Source organism: Actinomadura chibensis NBRC 106107, assembly GCF_001552135.1.
Lineage (GTDB): Bacteria > Actinomycetota > Actinomycetes > Streptosporangiales > Streptosporangiaceae > Spirillospora > Spirillospora chibensis.
The window spans coordinates 1-11,264 of the sequence record NZ_BCQP01000106.1; the positions used below are offsets into that span (position 1 = coordinate 1).

At 71.8% G+C, this 11,264-nt stretch carries 11 protein-coding genes; 4 read left to right on the forward strand and 7 right to left on the reverse strand.

Annotation, left to right across the window (positions count from 1 at the left end; translation table 11 throughout):
- The coding region (locus tag ACH01S_RS41225) for a hypothetical protein (RefSeq protein WP_218010580.1) at positions 1-367 on the reverse strand (367 nt) is incomplete at its 3' end.
- Positions 368-487: 120 nt separating this feature from the next.
- Positions 488-841 carry a MerR family transcriptional regulator gene (locus tag ACH01S_RS41230; protein WP_067905708.1) on the reverse strand — a complete coding sequence of 118 codons (354 nt, stop codon included), beginning with the start codon at positions 839-841 and terminating at the stop codon, positions 488-490.
- A 181-nt stretch (positions 842-1,022) separates the two neighbouring features.
- Here ACH01S_RS41230 and ahcY (ACH01S_RS41235) point away from each other — a divergent pair, with 181 nt between their 5' ends.
- The 3 genes from ahcY (ACH01S_RS41235) to ACH01S_RS41245 all read left to right on the forward strand — a co-directional run bounded on the left by ahcY (ACH01S_RS41235) (position 1,023) and on the right by ACH01S_RS41245 (position 4,384).
- Positions 1,023-2,453, forward strand: coding sequence for an adenosylhomocysteinase (ahcY, locus tag ACH01S_RS41235; protein ID WP_067905710.1), 1,431 nt, complete (start codon positions 1,023-1,025; stop codon positions 2,451-2,453).
- A gap of 71 nt (positions 2,454-2,524) precedes the next feature.
- Positions 2,525-3,781 (forward strand): adenosylhomocysteinase, encoded by a 1,257-nt coding sequence (ahcY, locus tag ACH01S_RS41240; protein WP_067905712.1) that lies wholly within the window; start codon positions 2,525-2,527, stop codon positions 3,779-3,781.
- Positions 3,782-3,808: 27 nt separating this feature from the next.
- A complete protein-coding gene (locus tag ACH01S_RS41245) occupies positions 3,809-4,384 on the forward strand; it encodes a hypothetical protein (protein WP_067905713.1) in 576 nt (191 codons plus the stop codon).
- 32 nt (positions 4,385-4,416) lie between these two features.
- Here ACH01S_RS41245 and ACH01S_RS41250 read toward each other — a convergent pair whose 3' ends face one another.
- Positions 4,417-5,577, reverse strand: a complete 1,161-nt coding sequence (locus tag ACH01S_RS41250; RefSeq protein WP_148344075.1) for an RDD family protein — start codon at positions 5,575-5,577, stop codon at positions 4,417-4,419.
- A 95-nt stretch (positions 5,578-5,672) separates the two neighbouring features.
- On the opposite strand from ACH01S_RS41250, the gene ACH01S_RS41255 reads away from it, so the two are divergent.
- Positions 5,673-6,668 (forward strand): stage II sporulation protein M, encoded by a 996-nt coding sequence (locus ACH01S_RS41255; RefSeq protein WP_067905715.1) that lies wholly within the window; start codon positions 5,673-5,675, stop codon positions 6,666-6,668.
- A gap of 241 nt (positions 6,669-6,909) precedes the next feature.
- Here the strand turns inward: ACH01S_RS41255 and ACH01S_RS41260 are convergent, their stop codons facing one another.
- From ACH01S_RS41260 to ACH01S_RS41275, 4 genes are all read right to left on the reverse strand, one after another.
- Entirely contained in the window at positions 6,910-8,202 is a 1,293-nt protein-coding gene (locus tag ACH01S_RS41260) for a DUF58 domain-containing protein (protein ID WP_067905717.1), read from the reverse strand.
- Positions 8,202-9,125 carry an AAA family ATPase gene (locus ACH01S_RS41265; protein WP_246236542.1) on the reverse strand — a complete coding sequence of 308 codons (924 nt, stop codon included), beginning with the start codon at positions 9,123-9,125 and terminating at the stop codon, positions 8,202-8,204. The genes ACH01S_RS41260 and ACH01S_RS41265 overlap by 1 nt, the downstream gene beginning before the upstream one ends.
- A 98-nt stretch (positions 9,126-9,223) precedes the next feature.
- The gene (locus ACH01S_RS41270) at positions 9,224-10,438 is read right to left on the reverse strand and encodes a DUF4350 domain-containing protein (RefSeq protein ID WP_067905721.1); all 1,215 of its coding nucleotides are present in this window, start codon (positions 10,436-10,438) and stop codon (positions 9,224-9,226) included.
- Complete coding sequence (locus ACH01S_RS41275) at positions 10,432-11,154, reverse strand: DUF4129 domain-containing protein (RefSeq protein ID WP_246236418.1); 723 nt, start codon at positions 11,152-11,154, stop codon at positions 10,432-10,434. The genes ACH01S_RS41270 and ACH01S_RS41275 overlap by 7 nt, the downstream gene beginning before the upstream one ends.
- Between the last annotated feature and the right edge of the window lie 110 nt (positions 11,155-11,264).

The window sequence follows — 11,264 nt, forward strand, 5'->3', positions numbered from 1 at the left end:
TTGGCGGGTGCGGGCCGGGGTGGCCGTGCGCGGCGTTGGGGTGGGGCGCGGGGCCGCCGTAGGCGCCGTAGGCGGCGCGGGCGCGGCGGCGCCGTCCGGCGGACGACCCGGCGAGCAGCACCACGCCGCCGAGCGCCACCAGCGGCCCGACGATCATCATGACGACGCCCTCGCGGCCGTTCTTGGACTTCTGCTCGTCGTAGGTGCGTTCCGTGGAGTCGCCGCCCCGGATGGTCGTGCAGGTGTCGCCGGGCGACATCGTCCTGCCGCCGCATTTCACGTCGTCGTCGCCGCTCGACGCGGCACCGCCCACGAACAGGCCGATGCCGAGGATGATGCCGAGCACCCCGTAGACCATGGAGCGCATGAGCCGCCCTTCCCGTCCGGTTACCGGGCGGATCGTAGCGGTTACGAGAGTCGCGCCGGGCTCGTTCGGAAACACCGTGATCGGTCCTGATTCGCCGGTCTCGGCGGCGATGCCGGGCCGTCACCTCCGGCGCAGCAGCCGCATCGCCTTCTCCTTCTCGAAGTCGAGCGCGCGGGTCGGCGGCGCGGACAGCCGTCCGATGCGCTCGCCCAGCTCCCGCACGTGCGCCTGGACCTGCGGCTCGGCGAGGACGCGCAGCCCGAACGCCAGCTCGGCGGGGCCGATGTCGTAGCGCTTCTCCAGCGCGAGGGCGAGCGCGACGGCGCGCAGCTCGGCGTCCCCGAACCGGCGGTGCCCGCCGCCGCGCCGCGCGAGCGCCGCCTCCCGGGTGACGGGCAGCAGCCCGAGGGCCTCCCGGTAGCGGAGCATTCGGGGCGAGGTGCCGAGCCGCCGGGCGGCCTCCGTGATGCGCATGAAGCGATTCTGACAAATTCGTGTCAGAAAGTCGCCTCCGACCGTGCCTCCCGGCGTCCCGCCCCCTTAGACTCGCGGCGTCGCCCCGGAGCACGTCCGGGCGTCGACCTCTCGCGTACCTCGCGTACCCGCGTACCTCGGGTACCGACCCGCCATCCGCGGACCAAGGAGCAACGAAAGCATGGACTACAAGGTCGCCGACCTTTCGCTGGCCGACTTCGGGCGCCGGGAGATCCGGCTCGCCGAGCACGAGATGCCGGGCCTGATGGCGGTGCGCGAGGAGTACTCCGCCGCCAAGCCGCTGCGCGGCGCCCGGATCATGGGCTCGCTGCACATGACGATCCAGACCGCCGTCCTGATCGAGACGCTGGTGGAGCTCGGCGCCGACGTCCGCTGGGTGTCCTGCAACATCTTCTCCACCCAGGACCACGCGGCCGCCGCGGTCGTCGTCGGCAAGGACGGCACGCAGGACGACCCGAAGGGCGTCCCGGTGTTCGCCTGGAAGGGCGAGACGCTCGAAGAGTACTGGTGGTGCACCGACCAGGCGCTCCGCTGGCCGGACGGTGGCAGCCCCAACATGATCCTGGACGACGGCGGCGACGCGACCCTGCTCGTCCACAAGGGCGCCGAGTACGAGAAGGCGGGCGCGGTCCCGACCGCGTCCGAGGACGACCCGGAGGAGTGGGGCATCATCCTCGACACCCTCCGCCGCACCATCGCCGAGAAGCCGGGCCGCTGGACGGAGACCGCCGCCGCGGTCAAGGGCGTCACCGAGGAGACCACGACCGGCGTCCACCGCCTGTACGAGATGGCGAAGGCCGGCACCCTCGCCTTCCCGGCGATCAACGTCAACGACTCGGTGACCAAGTCGAAGTTCGACAACAAGTACGGCTGCCGGCACAGCGTGATCGACGGCCTGAACCGCGCCACCGACGTGCTGATCGGCGGCAAGGTCGCGGTCGTGTGCGGCTACGGCGACGTCGGCAAGGGCTGCGCCGACGCGCTGCGCGGCCAGGGCGCCCGCGTGATCGTCACCGAGATCGACCCGATCTGCGCGCTGCAGGCCGCGATGGACGGCTTCCAGGTCACGACGCTGGACGACGTCGTCGAGACCGCCGACATCTTCGTCACCACCACCGGCAACTTCAACATCATCACGGCCGCGCACATGAGCCGGATGAAGCACCAGGCGATCGTGTCCAACATCGGGCACTTCGACAACGAGATCGACATGGCCGGGCTCGCCAAGCTCCCCGGCATCGAGAAGATCGAGATCAAGCCGCAGGTGCACGAGTGGCGGTTCGCGGACGGCCACTCCATCATCGTCCTCGCCGAGGGCCGCCTCATGAACCTCGGCTGCGCCACCGGCCACCCGTCGTTCGTGATGTCGAACTCGTTCACCAACCAGGTCATCGCGCAGATCGAGCTCTTCACCAAGACCGAGGAGTACCCGGTCGGCGTGTACGTCCTGCCGAAGCACCTGGACGAGAAGGTCGCCCGCCTCCACCTCGACGCGCTCGGCGTGAAGCTCACCGAGCTCACCAAGGAGCAGGCCGCCTACATCGGCGTCCACGTGGAGGGCCCCTACAAGCCGGACCACTACAGGTACTGATTTCATTGCGGTAGGTAGGTAACTGCCGGGCGGGGCTCGTCCCGTCCGGCAGTCGCTTCTTGAAGGTGTTGATGAGCGATATCGCGGGTGGGGCGCTCGCCTATGAAGGCGTCAAGCGCATCGAGTGGGCCGACCGGAGCATGCCCGTTCTGCGGCAGATCCGGGAAAGGTTCGCCGAGGAGCGCCCATTGGACGGCTTCAAGGTCGCGGCGTGCATGCACATCACGACCGAGACGGCCGGGCTCATCCGGACCCTTCAGGCGGGCGGCGCGAGCGTGGCGCTCGCGTCGTCCAATCCTCTGTCCACGCAGGACGACACGGCCGCCGCGCTGGTCGAGGAGTACGGCGCGGAGGTGTTCGCCCGCGCGGGAATCGACCGCGAAGGCTATTACGCGCACATTCACCAGGCGTTGGAGACCGGGCCCGACCTCGTCCTGGACGACGGCTGCGACCTGGTCAACACGCTGCACATCGACCGCACGGATCTGCTCGGCACGGTCAAGGCCGGATGCGAGCAGACGACGACCGGCGTCATCCGGCTCCACCAGATGGCGCGCGAGGGCGCGCTCCGTTTCCCGATGGTCGCGGTGAACGACACCGACACCAAGCACATGTTCGACAACCGGTACGGGACGGGCCAGTCGACTTTGGACGGGATCGTCCGCGCGACCAATACCCTGCTCGCCGGCAAGACGATCGTCATCGCGGGATTCGGCTATTGCGGGCGGGGACTGGCCGAACGGGCCCGCGGGCTGGGCGCGCGTGTCGTCGTCACCGAAATCGACCCGGTCAAGGCATTGGACGCGGCTTTGCAGGGGTTCGCCGTCCAGCCGATGGCGGAGGCGGCCGCCGAGGGCGATGTGTTCATCACCGTCACGGGGAATCGTGACGTCGTGAACGGCGACCACTTGGCGGTGATGAAGGACGGCGCGATCCTCGCGAACTCCGGGCACTTCGACGTGGAGATCGACGTCCGGGCGCTGGGCGAAATGGCGGTCGAGGTGCATCGCGGGATACGGCCGCAGACGGACGAGTACGTCCTCGCGGACGGGCGGCGCCTCGTCCTGCTCGCCGAGGGGCGGCTCGTCAATCTGGCGGCCGCGGAAGGGCATCCGGCGGCGGTGATGGACATGTCGTTCGCCGATCAGGCGCTCACCTGCGCGTGGCTCGCGACCGCGCATTCGGGATTGGCGCCCGCCGTCCACGACGTTCCGAAGGAGATAGACACGGAAGTGGCGCGGCTGAAGCTGGCGTCCATGTCGGTGTCGATCGACGAGTTGACCTCCGAGCAGGAGGACTATCTGCATTCCTGGCGCCTGGGGTCGTGAACGGTGCCGTCCGGGACGTATCTCCTCATGAACGAGGACGCCGAGGAGCATTTCCAGTGCGCGCCGGGGCCTGGCGGCTGGCGCTATGTCTCGCGGCGCTCCGACGGCGTCCGGACCGACCTGGTCGTGGACGCGCGCTGGCGGCAGGTCCGCGTCGAGATCGTCACCCCGACGTGGTGGCTGCGGGGCGGCGTCACGGGCGCTCATGTCGCGTGGGTGCGCGCCTCCGGGGAAACGGCGGGCGCCGCTGAGGAAACGGGGACCGAGCACGCCGAACTGGCGTCCGGTTTCCTCTTCGACTCGCCCGCGTTCCTCGTCGCCGCCGCCCATTCACTGGGGTTGGCGGAAGGGGCGCAGACCACCGTCCGGCTCGTCCGGTTGAGCGGGCCGTCGCTTTCGCCGCTGACCGTCACGTGGCGGTGGAGCCGGGGCGAGACGTCCACGTACGAAACGGAGACCGAGCCGCTCCCGGTGTCGCGGTACGACGTCGCGGACCTGGCCACGGGAGAGGTCGAGACCGTCCATTTGGCGGGCGACGTGGTGGTCGGCGCGCCGGGCGTGGAATTGACCGAGCTGGATTCCCCGCCGAACCTGCGCACGTGACCGTTTTCGGGGAGTAGACCCGGCGGGCTGGCTCAGCGTCCTTGCGGGTATTGGCCGTGCGGGTATTGGCCTGGTGGTGGGTATTGGCCTGGCGGCGGATATCCCTGCTGCCATGGGTCCTGCGGCGGAGGGGCGGGCGGCCGCGGCCCAGCGGGCGCGTACGGGCCGCCGGGCGGCATGGTCGAATCCGGGTGGGGGCCGGGCGGGTAGGGGCCGCGAGCGGGCGGATGAGGCCCGTGCAGGACGCCCTGGTACGGCCCGGCGCCGTAGTCGGACGGCGGCAGGAACTGCGGCTGCCCCGGCCGCGGCGCGCTGAACGGCGGCGGCGCCGGAGGCCCGGCCGTGATCGGCCCGGACGGCGGCGGCCCCGCCATCGCCATGGCCGGTGCGGCGGCGGGCTGCCAGGACGTCCAGCCGAACCGCCGCATCCGCTGCGCCCTGCGCTGGGCGAGCCTCCACTCCTCCCGGTGCCGCCGCTCGGCGAGGACCGCCGACAGCAGGATCTCCGGCCGTACCCCCGGCGGCGGCGGGGGGCTCACCACGGCGACGACCTGGGTCGCTATCCGCTGCCCCAGCGAGTCGCGCGTCTCGGGGAGCAGCTCCCAGAAGCGCGTGAGGTACTGGCGGGCCGTCATGGCGAGTTCGTCCGAGAGCATCGACAGCTCCAAGGAGCGCCCCCACCAGGCGAGCTGCGGCGGCATCACGGCCACGGGCCCGAAGAACAGCGCCGACGCGGGTACCCGCTCCTGGATGACGATCGTCCCCGCGAACAGGTCCCCAAGGCGCTTGCCCCGCCGGTTGCAGAACGAGGTGATGAGCGCGGGCGAACCGTAGAAGAGCCAGAACTCGATGACCCCCGCCAACGCGCGCACGAGCGCCTGCCTGAAGCGGATGGGCCCGCCGTCGTCCGCGACGACCCTGAGCCCCACGGCCATCTTGCCGAGCGTCCGTCCGCGGGTCAGCGTCTCGAACACGCAGGGGTACCCGACCAGGACGGCGACCGTCACGAGCAGGGTCAGGCCCACCGTCCACGCGTCGTCGGCCACGAGCGACGTCATCGCCGTGACGTACACCGCGAAATACAGCAGCATCGTCTGGAAGAGCAGGTCGAGCAGTATGGCGCAGCCACGGCTGGCCAGCCGCGCGACACGGATGTCGAGCGCGACGGCCTCGCCGGTGACGAGTTCGGCCATGTCCTGATCCTCCAAGGGTGGCCATCAGGGTCCGGTCCATTTTGCCGGTTCGGCGGGACAACGCGTTCGGTGGGACGAAGCGTTAGTCTCCCCGGGTGGACGTCGACGCCTATGTTGCCGCGCACAATGCGGAATGGCAGCGCCTTGAGTGGCTCATCAACCGCAGTCGCAGGCTGTCCGGCGCGGAGGCCGACGAACTGGTCGAGCTCTACCAGCGGACCGCGACGCACCTGTCCGTCGTCCGTTCCAGCTCGCCCGACCCCCAGCTCGTCGGACGGCTGTCGTCCCTCGTGGCACGGGGCAGGGCGGCGGTCGCCGGGGCGCAGGCGCCGCTCTGGCGCGACGTCACCCGCTTCGCCACCGTGTCCTTCCCGGCGGCCGCGTACAGGATGCGGTGGTGGTGGCTCGGCAACGCCGTCCTCGGCAATCTGCTGGCGCTCGCCCTGGCCATCTGGGTCGTGCACAATCCCGAGGTCCAGGCGAGCATCGCGACACCGGACGAGATCCGTGAACTGGTCGACCACGACTTCGCGAACTACTACACCGAGCACTCCGCGTCGTCGTTCGCGTTCCAGGTCTGGGTCAACAACGCGTGGGTGTCGGCCATCGCGCTCACATTCGGCATCCTGCTCGCCATTCCCACCGTCTACGTGCTGCTGGTGAACCAGGTCAACCTCGGTCTGACCGGTGGGCTGATGTTCGCCTACGGCAAGGGCGACGTGTTCTTCGGGCTGATCCTGCCGCACGGACTGCTGGAGCTCACCGCCGTCTACCTGGCGTGCGCCGGTGGCCTCAAACTGGGCTGGACCATCATCGACCCCGGCCGCCGCCGACGCGGGCAGGCCCTGGCCGAGGAGGGACGCGCCGCCATCAGCATCGCCCTCGGACTGATCGCCGTCCTGCTCGTCTCCGGCCTCATCGAAGGATTCGTCACCGGCTGGGTGCACACCACCTGGCTGCGCATCTCCATCGGAGTCGTAGCCGAGGTCGCCTTCCTCTCCTACGTGATCGTGCTGGGCCGCCGCGCCGTCCGCCAAGGCGAAACCGGCGACTCCGACCTCCGCCCCGACCTCGCCCCAGTAGCAGGCTGACCCCCCACAACACTCCTCCCCACCCAACAAGCCCAGAGGCGCGAACTCAGAGGCACCCCAAAGGGCGTTCGTCCAGGTGCGTCCGCTCGGAGGCGCCCAAAGGCGTTCGTCTAGGGGCGTCCACTCGGAGGTGCCCCAAGGCGTTCGTCTAGGGCGTTCGCTCGGAGGCGCCCAAAGGCATTCGGCTAGGGCGTCCGCTCGGAGGCGTCCGTCCTGAGGCGTGTTTGCTCAGGGGTGTTCGTCAGAGGCGTCCGGCGGCTTTTAGGGCCAGGTAGGCGTCGGCCAGGGCGGGGGCTATCTCGTCTGGTGGGGCGTCTACTACCTCGACACCGTGACCGCGTAGTTCGGCGGTGAGGTGGCGGCGTTCGGCCCGCGCGCGCTCTGCGGCGGCCGCGTCGTACACGGACGCGAGGTCGCCCCGTCCGGCCGCCATCTCGCCCACCCTCGGGTCGGACACCGCCGCGATCATGACGAGGTGCCGGGCGGTGAGCTGCGGCAGCAGCGGGAGGAGGCCCTCTTCGAACGCGGCCGTGTTCAGCTCGGTGAGCAGGACGACCAGGCACCGCTGCCGGACGCGCGCCATCAGCGTCGACACCATCCCGGCCGCGTCGCTCTCGATCAGCTCCGGCTCCAGGGGCGCCATGGCGTGCACCATCGCGGGCAGCAGATCCGTCCGGGACGCGCCCTCGACCCGGGTACGGACGCGCCGGTCGTAGGCGAGCAGGTCGACGCGGTCGCCCGCCCTGGACGCGAGGGCGCCGAGCAGCAGCGCGGCGTCCATCGAGCAGTCGAGCCGGGGAATGTCACCGACGCGCCCCGCGGACGTGCGGCCGGTGTCGAGGACGAGGTAGATCCGCCGGTCGCGCTCAGGGCGCCATGTGCGCACCACGATGTCGTTGCGGCGCGCGGTGGCCCGCCAGTCGATGGAGCGGACGTCGTCGCCGTCCACGTACTCGCGCAGGGAGTCGAACTCGGTGCCCTGCCCGCGGATGAGGGCGACATGCGCGCCGGTGAGCTCCCGCAGCCGCGCGAGCTTGGCCGGGAGGTGGCGGCGGGACGGGAACGCGGGCAGCGCGCGGACCGTCCAGGGCGCGGCGCGGGAGAGCTGCCGCGCGGCCAGCCCGAGCGGCCCGACGGACCGGACGACGACGGTCACGGCCTTGCGGTCGCCGCGCCGCGTCGGCGTCAGCGTCATCTCCACGCGGCGCCGTTCCCCCGCGGGCACGTCCACCTTGACCATGCGCGGCGTGGCCCCCGCGCTGGGCGGCCACACGTCCCGCAGGCGGGCCTTGAGGCGGCGCCGTCCGAGGTTCTCCACGATGAGGGAGACCTGGGCCGACTCCCCGAGCCGGACGTTGGTGTCGCCCGCGCGGTGGAAGCGCAGCGCGCGCACGTTCCCCGCCAGGGCCAGGTCGACGACGACGCCGAGCAGCAGCGCGCCCCACACGGCGAACAGCGCCCGCCACTCCGGCACGAACAGCGGGACGATCGCGCCGAGCAGGGCCAGCAGCCCGAGGCGCCCGGTCAGCGCCATCAGCGCGGGGCGGGGACGTGGGACAGGATGCCCTCCAGCACGCCGTCCGCGGTCGCGCCCTCCAGCTCCGCCTCGGGACGCAGCTGGACGCGGTGCCGCAGCGTCGGCCGGGCCAGGGCCTTCACGTCGTCCGGCGTCACGTAGTCGCGGCCGGACAGCCACGCCCACGCGCGGGACGTCGCCAGCAGCGCCGTCGCGCCACGCGGCGACACCCCGAGCTGGAGCGAGGGCGACTGGCGCGTCGCCCGGCACAGGTCGACCACGTACGCGGCGACCAACTGGTCCAGGTGGACGGCCCGGACAGCGGCCCGCCCTGCGGCGAGTTCGGCCGCACCAGCGACCGGCCGCACCTCCGACAGGTCCCGCGGGTCGAACCCGGCCGCGTGCCGCTGGAGCATGGCGATCTCTTCGTCCCGCGTGGGGACGGGCACGGTGAGCTTGACCAGGAACCGGTCGAGCTGGGCCTCCGGCAGGGGGTAGGTGCCCTCGTACTCGATCGGGTTCTGCGTCGCGCACACCACGAACGGGTCGGGCAGAGCGCGCGCGGACCCCTCCACGGAGACCTGACGTTCCTCCATGGCCTCCAGGAGCGACGCCTGCGTCTTCGGCGGCGTCCGGTTGATCTCGTCGGCGAGCAGGAGGTTGGTGAAGACGGGACCCTCGCGGAACTCGAACTCCGACGTCCGGTTGTCGTACACGAGCGACCCGGTGACGTCGCCCGGCATCAGGTCGGGGGTGAACTGGACGCGCTTGAAGTCGAGGTCGAGGGCCCGCGACAGCGTCTTGATGAGCAGCGTCTTGGCCGTGCCGGGGACCCCCTCCAGCAGCACGTGGCCGCGGCAGAGCAGCGCGATGACCAGACCGGTGACGACGGAGTCCTGGCCGACGACCGTCTTGGCGACCTCGCCGCGCAGCGCCGTCAGCGCCGCGCGGGCCGTCTCGGCCTGCCGCCGCGCCTCCTCGGAGAGCCCGCCCGGCGGGGTGTCGCTCTCGGCGCCCTTCCCGAGCTCTACTGGGTGGTTCAAGACTGGCGTACCTGCCTTTCCAGGTCGTCGAGGACGTCGCTGAGCGCGATGAGCCCGGCGTCGTCCAAGGGATGGGGACCGTACAGGGCCGCGCCGACGTACGTCTCGTCGTAGGGCGTCCGGCGGGCGACCGCCGTGACGATCTCGCGCGCGGCGGAGGGGTCCTGCGCATGGCTGCGGGGGAGGCCGAGCAGCGGGACGAGTCGTTCGCGGGCGCCGGAGCGCAGCGCGTCGGAGGCGCGGTCGCGGGCGTGCCCGGCGCGGTAGAGGCGCGCGCGCCCCTCCACGGTCTCCGCGGACCGGACGACGACCGGCAGCGCCTCCGCCACGACCGGTCCGAGCCTGCGCGCCCGCCACAGCGCCACCAGCAGCACCGCGACGATCAGTTCGAGGAAGAACAGCTTGGTGCCGAACGGGAGGAGGTCGCCGAGAGACTTCTGCCCGGCCCCCGAACCCGACTTGGGCAGGTCGGGGATCAGCCAGACGACCGAGGAACCCGAGCCCGCCGCCAGGTTCATGGACAGCGCGGCGTTGCCCTCCTCGGTGAGCCTCCGGTTGGTCAGCGGCGCGGCGGAACCGAGCACCGTGACGGGGTACGCGCCGTTCTGCACCTGGACGAGGCGCGGGCCGCCGTACTCCGTCCCGTAGCACTGGAGGCCGGGGCCGGTCACCTTGTACGTCTCCGACTCGTGCAGGGAGACGGCACCCGCGAGCGTCGCCGCCTGCAGGGGGCAGCCCGGGGTGTCGGCCGCCTCGAAGGAGGGGCCGTCGCGGCGCACCTGCGGGGCCAGCGCCGCCAGGGCGAACGACGTGGGCTGGACGAGCAGCAGGCTCGCTGAGGCGTTGCTCAGTCGGCTGAGATCCTCGTCGGTGAGCCGCTCGGTGCGGGTCACGACGATGACCGTCCCCGGACTGGCGGCGTTGAGGGCGTCGCCCGCGTGCCTCGCGACGGTCACCTGCGTGCCGTGCTGCCGGAGGATCTCCGCCAGGGCGCGGCCGCCGTCCGGCTTGGGGGAGGTGGGGTCGAGCGCCTGCGGGGACGTCGACGGGCGGAGCGCCGCCAGGATCACCGCCACCACCACCATGGCGAGCAGCGCCGCCACGACGCCGCGCGCGGAGCGCCAGCGCCGTCCGGCCACCTGCCGGGCGGACGGCTCCGCGGGCCCCTGCGCGCTCTGGGACGGAGTCTGGGACGCGGTCTGCGTCACCATCGCGGGCCCTCCTCGTCACCGGCTCCGGCGGGGGCGAGGTCGTCCGCCTCAAGCGGTTTGGGTTTCGCCGCCCGGAGCCGTTCGTCCACGTCCTTGACCCGCGCGTACCCCTCGGCCGTGGCGGGACGGTCGCCGTACCAGACGTCGTCGAAGACGAGCACGGCCGCGCGCAGGTCGTCCGCCAGGGCGGGCACGGCCTCGCCCGCCTCGGCCGCCAGTTCGTCGGCGGTGCGTCCGGGGCGCGCCGCCAGGACCGCACGCTCCTCCAGGTCGCGGGCGATCGCCCGGAGGCGTTCGCGGATGGCCTCGGCCCACTGCCCGGACGCCGCGTGACCCTCCGCCGCGGCCCGGTGGTCGACCGCCCTGGACGGCACGTCGTCCAGCAGGGGGTCGGTGCGGGAGCGCGGGTTGCGGCGTCCCTTCATCAACCACAGACCGAGCGCCACCACGACCAGGACGATGGCCACGATGACGGCTATCGACACCCAACCGGCGCCGCTTCCCCGCGAATCGGGGCCCGGGGACTGGGTGAACAGGTGCTGCAGCCACTCGGCGAAGTCGTCCCACACGCGCTCCAGCCAGGACGGCTTGTCCCGCTGGTAGACCTGCTTCTCCAGTTCGCGGCGGGCCATCTCGCGCGCCTCGTCCCTGCCGACGGGGTCGCTCGCCTGGACGCCGAGCGCATGAGCGGTGAGGGTGGTGAGCATGGCCGTCATCGGTTCGCCCCCGTCCCCGGACGGGTCGGTAGTGGGTTGGGCCGCCACAGGTCGATGAAGCCCTCGCCAAGGTCGGCGGCGTCGTGCTCGGTGTTGCCTTGGCCGGTGTT

Excerpts from the sequence above, each read along its gene's own strand:
- ACH01S_RS41230 (WP_067905708.1), bottom strand. The coding sequence starts at position 841 with ATGCGCATCACGGAGGCCGCCCGGCGGCTCGGCACCTCGCCCCGAATG.
- ahcY (WP_067905710.1), top strand. The coding sequence starts at position 1,023 with ATGGACTACAAGGTCGCCGACCTTTCGCTGGCCGACTTCGGGCGCCGG.
- ahcY (WP_067905712.1), top strand. The coding sequence starts at position 2,525 with ATGAGCGATATCGCGGGTGGGGCGCTCGCCTATGAAGGCGTCAAGCGC.
- ACH01S_RS41245 (WP_067905713.1), top strand. The coding sequence starts at position 3,809 with ATGAACGAGGACGCCGAGGAGCATTTCCAGTGCGCGCCGGGGCCTGGC.
- ACH01S_RS41250 (WP_148344075.1), bottom strand. The coding sequence starts at position 5,577 with ATGGCCGAACTCGTCACCGGCGAGGCCGTCGCGCTCGACATCCGTGTC.
- ACH01S_RS41260 (WP_067905717.1), bottom strand. The coding sequence starts at position 8,202 with ATGGCGCTGACCGGGCGCCTCGGGCTGCTGGCCCTGCTCGGCGCGATC.
- ACH01S_RS41270 (WP_067905721.1), bottom strand. The coding sequence starts at position 10,438 with ATGGTGACGCAGACCGCGTCCCAGACTCCGTCCCAGAGCGCGCAGGGG.
- ACH01S_RS41275 (WP_246236418.1), bottom strand. The coding sequence starts at position 11,154 with ATGACGGCCATGCTCACCACCCTCACCGCTCATGCGCTCGGCGTCCAG.